The organism is Actinomadura keratinilytica (genome assembly GCF_039539665.1).
In the GTDB taxonomy this organism is placed as follows: Bacteria; Actinomycetota; Actinomycetes; order Streptosporangiales; family Streptosporangiaceae; genus Spirillospora; species Spirillospora keratinilytica.
The window spans coordinates 1-15,609 of the sequence record NZ_BAABDO010000144.1; the positions used below are offsets into that span (position 1 = coordinate 1).

19 protein-coding genes and 1 tRNA gene are annotated in these 15,609 nt (G+C 69.9%); 6 read left to right on the forward strand and 14 right to left on the reverse strand.

From position 1 onward, the window contains the following. Positions 1-1,362 (forward strand): NADH-quinone oxidoreductase subunit N (locus tag ABD879_RS28965; RefSeq protein WP_345024862.1); only part of this gene is annotated, 1,362 nt, incomplete at its 5' end. A gap of 125 nt (positions 1,363-1,487) precedes the next feature. Then, complete coding sequence (gene htpX / locus ABD879_RS28970) at positions 1,488-2,342, forward strand: zinc metalloprotease HtpX (protein WP_345024863.1); 855 nt, start codon at positions 1,488-1,490, stop codon at positions 2,340-2,342. A gap of 38 nt (positions 2,343-2,380) precedes the next feature. Here the strand turns inward: htpX and map are convergent, their stop codons facing one another. Further along, a complete protein-coding gene (gene map / locus ABD879_RS28975) occupies positions 2,381-3,148 on the reverse strand; it encodes a type I methionyl aminopeptidase (protein WP_345024864.1) in 768 nt (255 codons plus the stop codon). 35 nt (positions 3,149-3,183) lie between these two features. Between map and ABD879_RS28980 the strand changes: the two genes are divergently transcribed. After that, on the forward strand, positions 3,184-3,450 hold the full coding sequence (locus tag ABD879_RS28980; RefSeq protein WP_345024865.1) for a helix-turn-helix domain-containing protein: 267 nt from the start codon (positions 3,184-3,186) through the stop codon (positions 3,448-3,450). Between the two features lie 77 nt (positions 3,451-3,527). On the opposite strand, the gene ABD879_RS28985 is transcribed toward ABD879_RS28980, so the two are convergent. Continuing rightward, positions 3,528-4,016 (reverse strand): YajQ family cyclic di-GMP-binding protein, encoded by a 489-nt coding sequence (locus ABD879_RS28985; RefSeq protein WP_345024866.1) that lies wholly within the window; start codon positions 4,014-4,016, stop codon positions 3,528-3,530. Positions 4,017-4,392: 376 nt separating this feature from the next. Between ABD879_RS28985 and ABD879_RS28990 the strand changes: the two genes are divergently transcribed. Beyond that, a complete protein-coding gene (locus ABD879_RS28990) occupies positions 4,393-4,839 on the forward strand; it encodes a lamin tail domain-containing protein (RefSeq protein WP_345024867.1) in 447 nt (148 codons plus the stop codon). Positions 4,840-5,024: 185 nt separating this feature from the next. After that, positions 5,025-5,106 (forward strand) — tRNA-Tyr (locus tag ABD879_RS28995). Between the two features lie 211 nt (positions 5,107-5,317). Here ABD879_RS28995 and ABD879_RS29000 read toward each other — a convergent pair. From ABD879_RS29000 to ABD879_RS29055, 12 genes are all read right to left on the reverse strand, one after another. Further along, a complete protein-coding gene (locus tag ABD879_RS29000; protein ID WP_345024868.1) occupies positions 5,318-6,706 on the reverse strand; it encodes a tyrosine-type recombinase/integrase in 1,389 nt (462 codons plus the stop codon). Then, positions 6,703-6,897, reverse strand: coding sequence for a helix-turn-helix transcriptional regulator (locus ABD879_RS29005; RefSeq protein WP_345024869.1), 195 nt, complete (start codon positions 6,895-6,897; stop codon positions 6,703-6,705). The genes ABD879_RS29000 and ABD879_RS29005 overlap by 4 nt, the downstream gene beginning before the upstream one ends. Then, positions 6,894-8,516, reverse strand: coding sequence for a replication initiator (locus ABD879_RS29010; protein ID WP_345024870.1), 1,623 nt, complete (start codon positions 8,514-8,516; stop codon positions 6,894-6,896). The genes ABD879_RS29005 and ABD879_RS29010 overlap by 4 nt, the downstream gene beginning before the upstream one ends. Before the next feature lie 50 nt (positions 8,517-8,566). Then, positions 8,567-10,030 carry an FtsK/SpoIIIE domain-containing protein gene (locus ABD879_RS29015; protein WP_345024871.1) on the reverse strand — a complete coding sequence of 488 codons (1,464 nt, stop codon included), beginning with the start codon at positions 10,028-10,030 and terminating at the stop codon, positions 8,567-8,569. 85 nt (positions 10,031-10,115) lie between these two features. Then, entirely contained in the window at positions 10,116-10,424 is a 309-nt protein-coding gene (locus ABD879_RS29020) for a hypothetical protein (protein ID WP_345024873.1), read from the reverse strand. Next, entirely contained in the window at positions 10,421-10,690 is a 270-nt protein-coding gene (locus ABD879_RS29025) for a hypothetical protein (protein WP_345024875.1), read from the reverse strand. Before ABD879_RS29025 ends, ABD879_RS29020 begins: the two co-directional genes overlap by 4 nt. Continuing rightward, entirely contained in the window at positions 10,690-11,106 is a 417-nt protein-coding gene (locus ABD879_RS29030) for a plasmid replication, integration and excision activator (RefSeq protein WP_285497261.1), read from the reverse strand. Before ABD879_RS29030 ends, ABD879_RS29025 begins: the two co-directional genes overlap by 1 nt. A gap of 128 nt (positions 11,107-11,234) precedes the next feature. Continuing rightward, positions 11,235-11,993, reverse strand: coding sequence for a GntR family transcriptional regulator (locus ABD879_RS29035; protein ID WP_345024876.1), 759 nt, complete (start codon positions 11,991-11,993; stop codon positions 11,235-11,237). Positions 11,994-12,084: 91 nt separating this feature from the next. After that, entirely contained in the window at positions 12,085-12,462 is a 378-nt protein-coding gene (locus tag ABD879_RS29040; protein WP_345024877.1) for a hypothetical protein, read from the reverse strand. After that, positions 12,459-12,626, reverse strand: coding sequence for a hypothetical protein (locus ABD879_RS29045; RefSeq protein WP_345024878.1), 168 nt, complete (start codon positions 12,624-12,626; stop codon positions 12,459-12,461). Before ABD879_RS29045 ends, ABD879_RS29040 begins: the two co-directional genes overlap by 4 nt. 118 nt (positions 12,627-12,744) lie before the next feature. Next, positions 12,745-13,122 (reverse strand): NADPH-dependent FMN reductase family protein, encoded by a 378-nt coding sequence (locus ABD879_RS29050; protein WP_345024881.1) that lies wholly within the window; start codon positions 13,120-13,122, stop codon positions 12,745-12,747. A gap of 368 nt (positions 13,123-13,490) precedes the next feature. After that, positions 13,491-14,705: a helix-turn-helix domain-containing protein gene (locus tag ABD879_RS29055; RefSeq protein ID WP_345024882.1), complete on the reverse strand. Its 1,215-nt coding sequence runs from the start codon at positions 14,703-14,705 to the stop codon at positions 13,491-13,493. A gap of 101 nt (positions 14,706-14,806) precedes the next feature. On the opposite strand from ABD879_RS29055, the gene ABD879_RS29060 reads away from it, so the two are divergent. Beyond that, positions 14,807-15,514: an HAD hydrolase-like protein gene (locus ABD879_RS29060; protein ID WP_345024883.1), complete on the forward strand. Its 708-nt coding sequence runs from the start codon at positions 14,807-14,809 to the stop codon at positions 15,512-15,514. Positions 15,515-15,609: the final 95 nt, after the last annotated feature.

Consider the following 15,609-nt stretch of genomic DNA (forward strand, 5'->3'; position numbering starts at 1 on the left):
CTGGCCGCCGCGCTGGTCGCGGTCGCCGCGCAGGCCGGCGGCGGCGGCCGCCGCGCCACCTTCTGCGTGCCGGGCGGCCTGCGCGGCGACGGCCCGCCGTCCTGCTCCTACGTCGCCGACCAGTTCACGCTGCTTTTCCAGGGCGTGGTGCTGGCCGCCGGCGTGGTCGTCGTCCTGCTGTCCCTGGACGAGATCACCCGGGCGAAGATGCCCGCCGGGGAGTACCACTTCCTGCTGCTGGCCGCGACCGCCGGCGCGCTCACCCTCGTCGCCGCCCGCGACCTGGTGCTGCTCGTCGTCGCGCTGGAGACGCTGTCGCTGCCGGTGTTCGCGCTCGTCGGCCTGCGCCGCTACGACGGCGCCGCCACCGAGGCCGCGCTCAAGCTGTTCCTGGTCTCGGTGATCTCCGCGGCCGTCATGCTGTTCGGCGTCAGCCTCCTGTACGGCGCCACCGGCGCCATGCACCTGGACCGGCTCGCCCCCGCCCTCGCCCGCCTGCCCGCCGGCCTGGAACCGGTCGCGGCCGCCGGGACCGTGCTGGTGCTGGCCGGGTTCGGGTTCAAGGTCGCGGCCGTGCCGTTCCACTTCTGGGCGCCGGACGTCTACCAGGGCGCGCCGCTGCCGGTCGCCGCGTTCCTGTCGGTGGTGTCCAAGGCCGCCGGGTTCGCCGGCCTCGCCATCGTCCTGGCGCTCGGGCTGCCCGCCTACGGGCACGTCTGGGGCCCGCTGGTCGCCGTGCTCGCCGCCGCCACCATGACGCTCGGCAACCTGATGGCGCTGCGCCAGCGCACCGCCATCCGCCTGCTGGCCTGGTCGTCGGTCGCCCAGTCCGGCTACATGCTGGCGCCGCTGGCGGTCGGCGACCGCCGGCTGCCCGAGGCGGTCGCCGCCACCACCGCCTACGTCGCGCTGTACGCGGTGATGAACATGGGCGCGTTCGCCGTGGTCGTCGCCGTCCAACGCCGCGGCCCGCACGCGCGCTGGGACGCCCTGGACGACTTCCGCGGCCTGGCCCGCAGCAGCCCCTCCGTCGCCGCCGCGCTGGCGTTCTTCCTCATCTGCCTGGCCGGGCTGCCGCCGGGCGTCATGGGGCTGTTCGCCAAGGTCGTGGTGTTCCGCGCGGCCCTGGCCGGAGGGGTGACGTGGCTGGCGGTCGTCATGGCCGTCAACACCGTCATCGGGCTGTACTACTACCTGGTGTGGGCCGTGCGGCTGTTCGGCGCCCCGCCCGCCGGGGCCCGGCCGCCCGTGCCGGACCGCGGGGTCCCCGTCCGCGCCGCCATCGCCGCCGCGGCCGCCGGCGCCGTGGTGCTGTCGGCGGCGCCGCAACTGGTGCTGCAGACGGTGTCGAACGTCACCTGACCGGCGGCCGTCCGGGGGTGTTGCGGCGGTCCGCCCGGGCCCTTTGACACCGCCCGGACATGGGAACGTTTCGCCAGGTCACACCGTTGTCCCAGACAGCGGAAAAGCGACGGGAGGCGGCGAAAGTGCACTTCAACGGCGTCAAGACGGCCGCTTTGATCGCGGCCCTGTCGGCGTTGATGCTGCTCGCTGGCTGGGGGCTGGGAGGCGGCGCGGGGCTGGCCATCGCCCTGCTGATCGCGCTGGCCACCAACGGCGTGGCGTTCTTCTTCAGCGACCGTATCGCGCTGCGTTCCATGCGCGCCCATCCGGTCGGGGAGGTCGAGGCGCCCGTCCTGTACCGGGTGGTCCGCGAACTGGCCACCTCCGCGCGGCAGCCCATGCCCCGGCTGTACGTGTCGGAGACCATGCAGCCCAACGCGTTCGCCACCGGCCGCAACCCGCGCAACGCGGCGGTGTGCTGCACCCGCGGGCTGCTGCGCATGCTGGACGAGCGGGAACTGCGCGCCGTGCTCGGCCACGAGCTGTCGCACGTCTACAACCGCGACATCCTCATCTCCTCCGTCGCCGCGGCCATCGCCACCGTCATCACCTACCTGTCGTACCTGGCGGTGTTCCTGCCGATCGGCCGGTCGGAGGACGACGACGGGCCCGGCGTCCTCGGCGCCCTGATGCTGCTGGTGCTCGGCCCGGTCGCCGCCGCCGTCGTGCAGATGGCGATCAGCCGGACCCGCGAATACCAGGCCGACGCGTCCGGCGCCCAGCTCACCGGGGACCCGCTCGCCCTGGCCGCCGCGCTGCGCAAGATCGACGCGGGTACCCGCGCGATGCCGCTGCCGCAGGACCCCGAGCTGGCCACCACCAGCTCCCTCATGATCGCCAGCCCGTTCAGCGGCGCGGGGATCGGGCGCCTGTTCTCCACCCACCCGCCCACCGCCGAGCGCATCGCCCGCCTGGAGCGCATGGCCGGCCTGCGCTGAGCGCCCCCGACCCGCAGCGGGGGCGCGACGCGCCGCCGCTAGGGGAGGGTCAGGACGACCGGGCCGTCGGCCGTGATGGCGACGGTGTGCTCGAAGTGCGCGGCTCGGCTGCCGTCCGCCGTGACGATCGTCCAGCCGTCCGGCAGCACCTCGGCGTCGTCGCGGCCGCCCTCGTGGAACATCGGCTCGATCGCGATCGTCAGGCCCTCGCGGAGCTTGAGGCCGCGTCCCGGCCGTCCCGTGTTGGGCACGTCGGGCTCCTCGTGCATGCGCGTGCCGATGCCGTGGCCGCCGCAGCCCTGCAGCACCCCGTACCCGGCGTCGCGGGCCGTGCGCATGACGGCGTAGGAGATGTCGCCCATCCGCCCGCCCGGCCGGGCCTGCTCGATCGCCCGTTCCAGTGCCGTGCGGGTGACGTCCATCAGCCGCTGGGCCTCCTTATCGGCCGCGCCCACCGCGAACGTGATCGCCGCGTCGCCGTGGTAGCCGCCGAGCTCGGCGCCGCAGTCCACCGAGACGACGTCGCCCTCCTGGAGCACCCGCCCGGTCGGGATGCCGTGCACGACGGCCTCGTTCACCGACACGCAGATCGTCGCCGGATAGGGCGTCGGGGACCAGTTCGGGTGGTAGTGCAGGAACGACGACCGCGCCCCCGCCTCCTTGATGCACCGCGCCGCGATCGCGTCCAGCTCCGCCAGCGGGATGCCCGGCTCGGCCGCCTCGCGCACCGCGTGCAGCGTGCGGGCCACCACCCGGCCCGCCTCACGCATGATCTTCCATTCCCGGGGGCTGCGATACGTCACCATGGCCAAGATAGTAATACCAGTATTAGAATCTTGACATGGTGCGCACACCACTGACGTCGGAACAGCGCGACCGCGGCCGCGCCCTGGGGAGCATCCTGCGGGCCGCCCGGGGCCCGCGCAGCGCCGCGGCCGTCGCCGCCGAGGCGGGGATCTCCCTGGACACCCTCCGCAAAATCGAACGCGGGGCCATCGCGGCACCCGCGTTCTTCACCGTCGCGGCCCTGGCCCGCGTCCTCGACCTGGACCTGACCGCCCTGGCCCGCGACCTGGAGCCGTTCGACGATTCCCGCCTCGCGGGCTGAACCTCGGCCGCGTTCCCGACATCAATGTTTACGGGCGCCGGCACCCTCAGCGGGGGAGGGTGCCGGCGCCCCCTGGCTCACCGGTAGTTGACGAACTGCAGCGCGACGTCGAGGTCCTTGCCCTTGAGCAGGGCGATGACGGCCTGCAGGTCGTCCTTCTTCTTCGAGCTGACCCGCAGCTCGTCACCCTGGATCTGGGCCTTGACGCCCTTGGGCCCCTCATCCCGGATGATCTTGCTGATCTTCTTGGCGTTCTCCTGGGAGATGCCCTCCTTCAGCGCCACGCCGAGCTTGTACAGCTTCCCGGACGCCTTGGGCTCCCCGGCGTCGATCGCCTTCAGCGAGACGCCCCGCTTGACCAGCTTGTCCTTCAGCACCTCCAGCACCGCCTTGGCCCGCTCCTCGGAGTTGGCCTGGATCTCGATGCCGTCCCCGGACCACCGGATGCCCGCGTCCACGTTCCGGAAGTCGAACCGGTTGGCGACCTCCTTGGCCGCCTGGTTGAGCGCGTTGTCGACCTCCTGCCGGTCGAGCTTCGACACGATGTCGAAAGAAGAATCAGCCACGGCACTCAGCCCCTCTGACGTGCGAAAACACTCTGCTTTAAGCCCCCGTGGAGGACCGGACCGACGCGATCGCCCCTCCGGTGCGCCCCCACCTCGCCGATCAGCGTAGCGATCGCGCCCCACCGTCGCCGCGCACGACGGCGCCGTCCGGCACCCGCCCGGCACCGCGAGCGTTTTCGCTGCCGGTGACCGGTTCGTCGGCGCGGGCGCGTCCCGTCGCGCCGGACGAACCGCGTTCGGGGCCGCTCCGGCGCGTCCCCGTCGCCCCGACACCCGCTGAGGTTGACAAGGCTCTCCGCATCCGGCCATCGCCCCTCATTACCGACAGGTCGCTGATAGACCAGATGCCCCAATCATCACAGGGGAGGCAATCAGGGTGAGAAGAATCCTGACCACGGGGGCCGCGGCACTCGCCGCGGCGGTCGCGACGGGAGTGCTCGCGGCGCCGGCCGAGGCCGCCAGCGCGGTGCAGATCTACCGCGTCTACTTCGACTCGCCGGGCAAGGACACCGGCTCGAACAAGTCGCTGAACGCCGAGTGGGTGCAGCTGTACAACACCAGCAAGACGGCCCGCCAGCTCAAGGGCTACAAGCTGCGCGACAAGACGGGCTACACCTACACCTTCGGCAACTTCAAGCTCGGCGGCCGCAAGTCCGTGTACATCCACACCGGCAAGGGCCGCAACACCTCCGCCCACCGGTACTGGGGCCGCAAGTGGTACGTGTGGAACAACACCGGCGACACCGCGTACCTGCGCTACCCGAACGGAACCCTCGCCGACAAGTGCTCCTGGGGCAGCAAGGGCGACTACAAGAAGTGCTAGCCCGACCCCGACCGAAGCGCCCGCCGACCCCCTGGACCGGCGGGCGCTCTCATGTCCGCCCCCGGCCCGACCCCCCACCGCCGGTGGGGGAACTTCGCGCCCGCAGCCGGGCCCGCTGCTCCGATGTCACGACCGGTCCCGGGTTCCGCTATCCTTTCCAGAGTCGCCGCGAGGACGACAGCCAGGGCGGGTTGCCCGAGTGGCCAATGGGAGCGGACTGTAAATCCGTCGGCTTCGCCTACCCAGGTTCGAATCCTGGACCCGCCACGCGACAAGGAACGCCCCCTGACCAGGGATGATGGTCGGGGGGTGTTCTGCTGCCGGAAGACCTTCCCCGGCAGCCAGACGCCGCCGGACGCAGCCGCCTGTCACCGGTCCCGGAAAATACGCGGAAGCCGAAGAGCCCGTTCTCCGCAGGTCAGCCCGCAAAGCCAAAGGGGCCCCGGTACCAACCGGAGCCCCTACAGCGGGGAGCGCCTCAGGCGCCGAGTGCATCGTCAATCCGCTCGTTGGCCCTATCCTGCTGGCCGTCAATGCACTTGGCATAAATCCGAAGCAGGACGTTTACACTGTGCCCCGCACGCTCGGCCACCTCGGTCGGTGGGACGCCGGAGTTCAGCCACAGCGAGACCCCCGCATGCCGCAAGTCGTACGGGCGCCTCGCCAGAGGGGACACGACCTGTTCGGGCGTGAAGGCGAGCTTGCGGATCTCGGCCCAAACATCGCCGTACGCCGTGGAGCCGACGACGCCGCCCCGCTCCGTCTGGAACAGGCGCCCGTCCTCAGCCGTCCCGAACTCCCGGATGTGCTCGCGGAGGATCTTCACCAGGACCGGCGGAATCGGAACCGTGCGCACCTCGTTCACCGGCCGAAGCTTGAGTCCCCGCCGCTCATGCGTTGTCCCGCTGTCCGTCCATCGTGATCCCGTCTCAGGCAGAGACTTGGAGAGCACGATCTTGCCCCACCCCTCTTCGGGCAGGTGGCAGTCTTCCTTGCACAGGGCCACGGCCTCAGCCGGACGGAGCGCCGCGTAGTACATGCACGCGTAGAGTGCCCGCAGCCGCCGACCACGCCCCCGTTGGCCAACGTAGGTGGCCGCTGTGAGGCACTCGCGCATCTGCCGAGGACTGATCACTACGCGCCAGTCCACCTCGTCGGCCAGCTTGGGCGGCGTCCACTTGACCGAGTCGATGGGGTTGCGCTCATACTCGCCCACCTCCACGGCGTATTCGAACGCGTTGTAGAGCACGGCCCGCTTCCGAGCCACCGTGGAGGCAGCCGCGGGATTGCCGTCCAGACGGCGCGCTAGCGCGTTCAGAGCGGCCCGCACGCGGGGGGCTTGGCCTACCTCCGACATGGGCAGTGAAGCCCTCTCCAGCCACGTGAGCGCGTCGGCGATCTCGTGAGGACGAGGACGTCCGCGATCCTGGGGGGCAAGGTAGTACTTGCGAAGAGCCTTCCGGAGCAGTCCGGTGTCCGGAGCGTCGCAGGCGTCCTCCCGCACGAGGACAGGCGTCACCGTCGCGATCGTCTCGGTGAGACCGTCACGGCTCTTCGGAGCAGCGTCCGGCCACTTCATGTCGATGTATGCGAGGCTGAACGCCAGCCAGGTTCGCGCCGGTGTCTCCTCCGGTTTGGGCAGCTGCGACAACGGCAAGCCCGACTCCACATCGAACTCTTCACCGCTCTTCGCCGCCTGGCGCAGGTCGGACAGGAAGTTCTTGGCCTGTGCCGACCTCTGAAAGGTGCGGTTCTTTTCCCGCCCGGCGACCGTCCACCGAACCGTGTACGAGACGACCTTGCCCGCCCTGACCTTGGACTTGTTGGGCCGGATCTCCCAGAACCTGACCTTATATGACGTGTTCACGCCGCCTCCCGAAGGGTGCCGAGCCAGCGCATCAGCTCGCTACGCCAGATGCGAAGCTCGTTGTTCGGGAGCCGCAGCGCTTCGGGCGCCTTGCCGAGTTCACGCCACCGATCGAAGGTGCGGCGGGAGACCCCGCCGAGTTCTGCAAGCACCTGGTCAACCGTGAGAAGTTCATCTCGTCTGGTGCTCACGCTGCCTCCGTTGCCGAAAGTTCGTTCAGCGCCTGGTTGAGCTGTCGTCGTCGGGTGATGCGCTCGTTGATGAGCAGTAGGAGCCGGTGTTGGGCGGGTTTGACGTCGGGGGCGCCGGGTTTGGCGCGCTCCCACAGGTAGCGGCGGTCGCCGGCGGCCGGTCCGGTTGCCGGGATCCCGGCTTCGGCGAGGCGGGCGAGGACCCAGGCGACGCGGTCGGCTTTGTGGTCGGCGAGGGTCTTGCCGGACCACTTGCGGGAGACCAGGACGCGGCGGCCGCCGTAGCCGAGATGCTCGCGTCGGTGCGCTTTGCCCTTGCAGAAGCCGGGGACGAGGCCGCGGCGGGGGTTCTTGGGCTGGATGCCGTAGCGCAGCCAGTTCGCGCAGGTGGGCGAGCAGGGTTCGTAGCGCAGTTCTTCGGCGAGGCGTTCGACGTGGGCGCGCTGGCGGTCGGTCTCGGCCTGGTGGCATTCGCCGATGCTCTTGGTCAGGTACTTGGTGAGGTAGTGGCGGATGCGCCGGTTGGCTTCCGGGGTTTGGGCCAGGACGCCTTGTGCGTCGATCTGCCGTCCGAACCGCACCACGTGCAGGGGTTGGGCGTCGTCGTCCTGGTCGAGGGCGTCAAGCGCCTCATCCCAGGTCGGGAGCACTTCACCGGTGCGGGGTTCGACGTAGCCGCCGGAGCCGTCCGGGAATTGGTGCCAGACCGGCAGGTTCTCACCTTCGTAGACGACGCGGTCGGTCGGGGGCCACCACACCTGGTGGTAGGTCGCGGCCACGACCTGGCGCAGTTCGGCGCGGGAGATCGTGCCGCGGATGGCCATGTGCAGGTGGGGAGCGAGCCGCCGTTGGGGTTCGACGGTGGCGAAGTACTGCACGTCGAAGCCGACGAACCGGCGGAGGTTCTGCACGAACCTGTCGATGAGCTTGCCGAAGTGGATCGCGTCCCGGGCGGCCCGCCGGTAGTCGTAGGCGGCCGGATCAACCGGCGTGCCGTCGGAGTGCACTTTGCCGTAGGAGTCGAGGGTGAGCGTCAGGAACAGCGAGGGCCGGAAGGTCTGCCCGTCGCGTCCGGTGTAGACCTTGCCGACCGTGCGGGGGTTCACCGGTCGGCGGGGCAGGTCGGCCACGTCCTGACGCCGCCGCGTGGACCGGGTGCGCCGCTTGGTGCGCCGGCCGTTGTCGGCGGTGGTGAGGCTGCCCGCCACCCCGGCACGTGCGATCTCGTGGTCGAGTTCGCCGATGAGCCGGTCCCAGAAGGCCACGTCCTCTCCGAGAGCCGCCCCGTGGTCGGCGGCCTGGTCGCGGCGTGCTTGTGCTTGGGCGCGCAGTTCGACGAGGTGGCGTTGTTCGGCGTCCGGGTCGGCCCGCTCGATGACCGGTTCGCGGTCCAGGTGCCAGCCTTCGCGGCACTGCTGGGCGCGCAGCCGCCGCTTGCGTTCCGCGCACGGCGGGCAGACCGAGGCCAGGGTGTGGCCGCAGGGCACGGACACGATCTGTGTCTCGCCGGTCTCCAGATCGACCCGCCGCATCGGCACGGGCCGGATGCACACCCCGTGCTCGATCGCGACCGCTTCCACCACCTGGGGAGCCAGCGGCGGCAGCACCTTGTCCGGCACGGCAGCGGAAGGGGTCGCCGGCCCTTGCGCGGCTAGAGGGGGTGTCTCGGTCACGCCGCCTCCGATCCGGTCTCGCCCACGGCCAGGGCCACCATGGCGCGGATGTCGTCATCGGACACGTAGGCCGCGCGGACCCGTACCGGGTCGGGTGAGGTCTCCAGCCGGACGAATCCGACCCCAGCGCCGATCCGGGGGACGGGTGAGATCTGGTCGGCGTAGGCGCCGCGGTCGCGGGACCCGTCGCCGAGCACCATGTCAACCTGCTCGTCCTCGTCCAGGCGCAGCGCGACCCTGGTCGGGAACAGGTTGCGCAGGTTGTTGACCTCTTTGCGGGCGTCCTGCTGCGCCCCGATCACGCAGTACCCGACCGACCGGCCCTGCGTGGTGAGCACGGCGAGCGCCGACTCGGCCCGCCGCCGCAACTCCTTGGACGGGCAGTAGGCCGTCAGGAACGCCAATTCGTCCACCACGATGATGCGGAACGGGTGCTCATGCGAGGGGGTGAACGACCGGGTGACCCCGGCGAACTGTTCGGCGCGGGCGTTCATGTCGCGTGCGGCCGCTTCCAGGAGTTCGACCATGCCGCCGTCCGGGTCGCAGGAGTAGCGGCCGTAGCGTTCGAACAGCGCCCGCCCGTAGGACAGCTCCATGCGTTTGGGGTCGATCGCCCATACTTCGACCAGTCCGGCCGGCATCAGCGGCAGCACCGCCCGCACGATCGACCACAGCACCGACCCCTTGCCGGCCCCGGTCGCCCCGGCGATCAGAACGTGCGTGCCGAGCAGCCGCAGCCGCCACGCACTCCCGTCCTCGCACCGCCCGACCGCAACCCCGGACAGATCGACGTCGGCCGCGTCCACCAGCGGCAGTGCAGGGATGGGGGTGGCGAGCGCATCCTTGCGGACCAGCTCCAGCCACACACGGCCCGGACGGTCACCCTGACGAACCCGGCACAGGGACGCGCCGAACCCATGCGCGAGGTTCGCCGTCACCGCCTCCCACGCGTCCGGGGCCTGCCCCTTGAGCATGCGCACCAGCACCCGATCGGTCGTCGGCCCGGACCGCACCTTGACGATGGCGGGCAGGTACTCGCGCCGCTTATGCGTGCGCGACAGGCCCGCCGTCACCATGACCGGCTGCCAGTGACGCCGGTACACGCGCACCAGGCGCCAGCGCGACAGCACCGGCCAGCCCACCCAGCGCAGGAACGACGCGGGGTCGGCCGCCCACCAGCCGCCCAGGCCCGCACCGGCCATGACGACCAGCCCCACCGGCACCGCCCAGCCGTAGGAGCAGCCGAGCCAGACCAGGGCACCGGCCAGCGACACCGGGATGATGTTGCGCACGCAGAAGACCAGCAGGGCCAGCACGCCCCGCAGCGCGTTGACCAGCAGCACCAGCCCTTCGGGCATGTGCCACACCGGCGGCGCCCACTTAGGCGGCGCGAACGGGTCGCCCGACGCCTCCACCGCGACGTTCTCACCGGGCCCGAGCTTGCGGAACTCCCATGCCATGATGGACCACCTCACTCTGATCGCAGGTCAGGGGGAGAACAGGGGCGGCCGGAGGTAGGGTCTCCAGCCGCCCCGCCTTACCAGGTCAGTCCGCCGACGGATCCGACTCCGCCGCCTGCAGCGCCACCGCGTGCAACCGCTCCACCTCGGCCGCGTAGACGGCGAACGAATCGGCGAGCATGCGCGCGGCCCGCACGTCGGCGGCCGTGGGCACGGTCGGGTTCGTCGGAGTGATCACGACGTGGGCGTCGGCATGCAAGATCGAGATCTGCGCCCGCTCGTGCCCCGCCGAGCACCACACGGTCATCTGTCCGTCCGGGCGCAGACTCACGGTGATGCGCGGCGCCTGCCCCGGCTCGACCGCGATCGTGGTGTAGCTGTAGGCGTCGCTCATGCCGCACGCCCCTTCCCCGACCGCGCCGACGACCGGGAGCCGGACCGGTACAGCCGCTCCACCTCGGCCGCGTACGCCGCAGCCTGGTCGGCCAGCCGCCGCGCGAACGCCACCTCACCCGCCGACAGCCGCTCCGGAAGGGTCAGCGTCACCAGGACCTGACCCGCTGCCACGGTGAACAGCGGCGTGCGAGCCCGGAACGCCCGAAACTCGCTGGTCGCCCGCGCGTCGATCGGCAGCGACAGCGCCGACATGCGCGCCGCCATCAGGCCGCGTCCTTGCCCGCCGCGGCCGGACGTCCCTTGCCCGCACCCGCACCGGGCGCGCGGATGCCCGCCGCCTTCAGCGAGTACGCCAGCCGGTTGTTCTGGCTGTTGACGTACGGCGTGACGGTCAGCCCGTCGAACTCCACCGGCACGAACGGGAACCCCGCCGGGGCCTCCGGCAGCACCGGCCGAACCGGCGCGACGAGCTTGACCTTCACCGACCCCTTGGCGGCCGGGTCGGCGTCGATCACCTCCACTTGCCACACCAACTCCCCGGTCTCCCTGTCGCGCGCCTGCACGAAGTTGTCGCGCGAGGACCGGTCGAAGTCTCGGACCGGCTCCACACCGCCCTTGACGAACGCCCCGTGCGGGAACACGTCCCCGAACGAGACACGGAACGGACCCTGAATCGCCACTCGTGATCACCCCTGTCGTCGCTTCTCTTGTCAGCAACTCGTCTTATCGAGTTGCTGACTTGAAGATACGTGACCGAGAGGGGATCGCAAGAGGGGTGGGCGAGTGTTTGCGAGTGATCTAGCTCACATCAGATCGGGTAGGTGTCGGTCAGCTCGTGCAGCGTCCCCGGTAGCGCCACCTCCAGGACCAGGACCGTCCGGCCGGTCGAGTCCAACACCGACGCCACCACCGACAGCACCGGGTCACCCGGCGCCAGCTCCAGGAGCTTTGCCTCCTCGCCGGAGGCGCGACGCGCGCTGATCGCCTCCGTGACCCGGACAAGCCGACCCGGCGCCGCCATGGTCAGCAACCGCCGGACCGGCACCGTCAACGGAGCCGACTGCCCCAAAGGCCCGCTGCTGGCGATGTCCAGCGGAGCCCACAGCGACACCAGGTCACTGATCACGCCCTCATGAACGCCGAGACGGCGTCGCAGCACAACGGGCGCGTTCTCGGCCAGGCCCAGCCGCGTCGCCACCCACCCGGGAGCAGACCGCCGCCCCGCCTCCACCAGCCGGACCGAATCCGCCTTCTCCTGACGGTCCAGCACTGCCAGCCCGAGTCGGAGGCGATCCTCCGGCTCGTCGGAAGGACGCGCCTTGACGAAGCTGCCGCGCCCGTGTTCGCGTTCGATCCAGCCGAGCAACTCAAGATCATTCAGCGCCCGCACCACCGTAGGACGCGACACCGCGAACTCTTGGACGAGCGCGGTCTCCGAAGGCAGGCGCTCACCTACCGGATAGGTGCCGTCCTGGATCCGCTCTTTGAGCACCTCCAGGATCCGGACGTACTTAGGGGTGTAAGTGGCGTCATTTGCCATCTTGGCCTGCCAACAGGTCGATAACACGAGCAAGCCAAGGCTAGTCGTCCGATCGGCGGGCTGTCACTCCTCCAGAACGCCCACCACCGGCACTACAACGACGAACCCCAGAAGGGGCCTATGCCTTGTCGGTCGGCTGCCAGTCGTCCGGGTTGATCCCCGCGAGCACGAACACCCGCCTGATCTCCGCCACGGTGCCGGCACCGATCCCTTGGACGTTGAGCAGGTCGCCGCTTTGCAGCAGCCGCAGCAGGTCACCGACCGTCCGGCAGGACTCGCGGTAGTAGTGCAGCCGGTTGGCCGTGCGGACCGGCAGGGCCAGGCACTCCAACGGGCAGTCCAGCGAGACCACGCCGCGGGGATGCCGGTGCGTCACCAGCCCGGCCGGGTGCTCCACCTCCGAGAGCCGGGCCAGGCGGCCGGCCTCCTCCAGCAGCCGCACCAGATCCCCCACGGTGCGCAGCCCCAGGCACGACACCGGACACGCCAGCGTCACCCCGAGATGCCCCGCGACATGCGCCCCGGCATACCCGGCGCCGTCTCCGGCAGCGCCACCCAGTTGCGCGGCCACGGCCAGCCCGCCGGGTTCAGGATCGCTCCCCGCAGCTCCACCGGGTCGACCGCCTCCACCAGCCGCCACCGGGCCCCGACCCGAACCATCGCCCACCATGAGCCCGTCGCCCTCCCGTACCACGCCAAAACCTCCGGAAACTCCCGCCTGATCCACGCCAGAACCGCCTGCTGGTCCGCTTCGGACGGTGGTATGCGGCACGGCCGCTCACCTGTCACCGCACGGCCCGCCGTGTGACGCCGCGTCTGCGGCGAAGGGCACCTCCAGGACTTTGGCGATCCTGTCGGCCGCCCGTGCGGTTTCGGTCGCCGGGCACAGCGGTTCCAGGTCGGGGGGAGACTGCCGTGTCGGCCCCGCCCACGCCCAGTACCACCACAGCACCCCGCCGTCGTCGGGGTTGGGGAGACACCGCACCTCCTGCCGCAACCCCGGACTCACCCGCGCGTAAGGGGTGCTGCCGTCAGGTTCTGCGGCGGGGTTGAGCACGCGCACCACACCACCCCGGTACACCGCGGCCACCAGACCCCGCGCCTGCAGCTCCTCCACCAGCGCCGAGACCAGTCGATGCCCCGTTGCATCGTTCACCGCTCCGCCTCCCTTGGGTTGAAAGCGGGACCGGCGGCGCGGGGACACGACCACCCACCCCACGCAGCCCGGGGGATGAGGCCGCGCACTGGCCGCCCGCACCACACCGCCGGCCCCGCGGCTCATCACGCAACCTCGGCCCGCGCTGCAGGGGCGCAGCGCTCGCAGGGAACCCGCCGTCGATCAGGTCCCGGCCCCCCATCCGACGGCCCGAACAGCAGGTACCGCCGAGCGGAAGCCCACTTCCACCCACGCCCGCCACACGACAAGCAGTCACCCGGTCGCTGTTTGCTCATGGACCGGGACGGTAAAGGGGCTGTCGGCTCCCAACCCGAACTCTCAGTTCGGGTTATCCAGCGGTTCGGGGCTCAGGTGACGACCAGTCCGATCCGCTGTGCCAGTGCCCGCGCCTGTGGGGCCATCGTCGGCCGGGCACGTTTGAGCAGGCCACGCACCAGATCACGCGCCAACGTGTTGTATCGCAGATCTTCCGGACCGGTTCTCTCGGCCTCCAGCAGATGCAGCAGTACCGCCGCATCATCCCGACGCTGCTCGTTCAGCCGCGCGAGCTCAAGGTAGAAAGTCGTCTGCCGCTCCAGTGACGGCGAGCCCGTGACATCGATCTTGTCAGCGATGCTCAGCCCTTCAGCCGACTCGCCGCACTCCATCTCGATGCTCATCGCGTGCAGGTCGACGTTCGTCGGCCCAAAGACCGTCCACATGACGTTGCCCTCACCGGCCGAACGAGCCGCAGGCAAAGCTTCTTGCCGGAGCCGATCTCGCGCCGTCCAGGCATCCCCCTGACGCACGGAGGCGACGGCTGCCACCAGCCACAGCGCCCCGTACAGCGCCACCCACTCCGAGCCGTCTTCCAGACGCGGACGCAACTCCTCGATGGCCCGCATGACGGTCTCTTCTGCCGCCTCCGACTCGTTCTGGGCAAGCTGGATGTGCCCGAGGTTCCAGTGAGCCGCCGCGATCCGCAACGGATCGTCAGCCTCATACGCCGCTGCGATCCCACGATCAGCAGCCAGCAACGATAGATCGGTACGACCGATGCGCTTGGCGAACGTACGCAGCAGAAAGTACATGTCCGAGGCGATTCGGGCTGCCTCACGGCGTTCGTCCACTTCTCCAGGAGCCCGGAACGCCCTAGCCGCCGCCTGTACATCGGCCACCAGGCCGGGGAAGACTTCCGCGCCTTCCGAGAAGCGTCTCGTGGACGTCTGCCAGATCTGCCAAGCCGCATCGACCCGGCCCCGCAGCTCACCCAGGTCCACCGCATCGCCCGCTCCTGGGCGGCCGTAGGTCATCATCGCCCGGTTCAGTTCCGACGCCACCGGGTGAATGACGCCATCCTGCTCGGACTCCGGTTCACCCAGGAGAACCGAGACCTGCACCCCCAGGATCCGGGCGAACTTGTGCAGGAGACCGATGGTCGGCGTCTTGAGCCCTCGCTCGATCTGCGACAGGTAGTCCTCGCTCACCCCGGCCAGCCCGGCGACCGCCGCCTGTGTCTTCTTGCGCCCCTGCCGGTAGAACCTCAGCCGCTCGCCGATCCGGATCTCGTCCGACTGCAACACACTCACTCCATGAGAGGCCGGAAACTGGGCAGTGATCCCAGCGTAGGCATACTGCCTCGCATGGGGATGCCGTCTTCGAAGCGCTAGGAGGACCTGAACACGTGGCCTTGCCAGTACGCAAGCTCATCCTGTGGGACATCGACCACACGCTGATCGAGACCGGTGGAGTCGGAAGCGAGGTGTTCAGGGACGCCTTTGAGCAGGTCACCGGTCAAAAGATCAATCAGATGGCTGATGTGACCGGTCGCACCGAACAAGTCATTTTTGCCGAGACCTTGCACATGTACGGCATCGAGGACCCCGGCGACTACTTCCCAAAGTTCGTCGAGGCTCAGGCCGCCGGCTACCGTGCCCGAGCGGACGAGATGCGCCGACGTGGCCGCGCCCTCCCCGGGGCCCGCGAAGCCCTCGCTGCGTTCGCCGAGCTGCCCCACATCACCCAAACCGTTCTGACCGGCAATCCCAAACCCTCGGCGATCGAGAAGCTACGGGCGTTTGACCTTGACCAGTGGCTAGACCTGGACATCGGCGCTTACGGCACAGACGACTCCGTACGCCCGAACCTGGTTGCCATCGCTCAACAACGCGCCCACGACCGCTACGGCCACACGTACAAGCGGGACACAACTGTCATCATCGGCGACACCACAAGCGACGTAGAAGCCGCCCTAAAAGGAGGAGTGCAAATCATCGCCGTAGCTTCTGGCCGCACCACCGTGGATCAACTCTATGAAGCTGGAGCACGCACTGTCCTACCTGACCTGACCGCCTTGAGGGCAAGGATGCATGAATTGGATAGTGGAGTTTAGCGTTGGTTGGCTGTGTACGTTGCCGAATTCCGCTCTTAGTGGTCAAGGGCGGCGGCGCGTCGCGCCGCCGCACCGGCCCCGCGCCCACGCCGCCC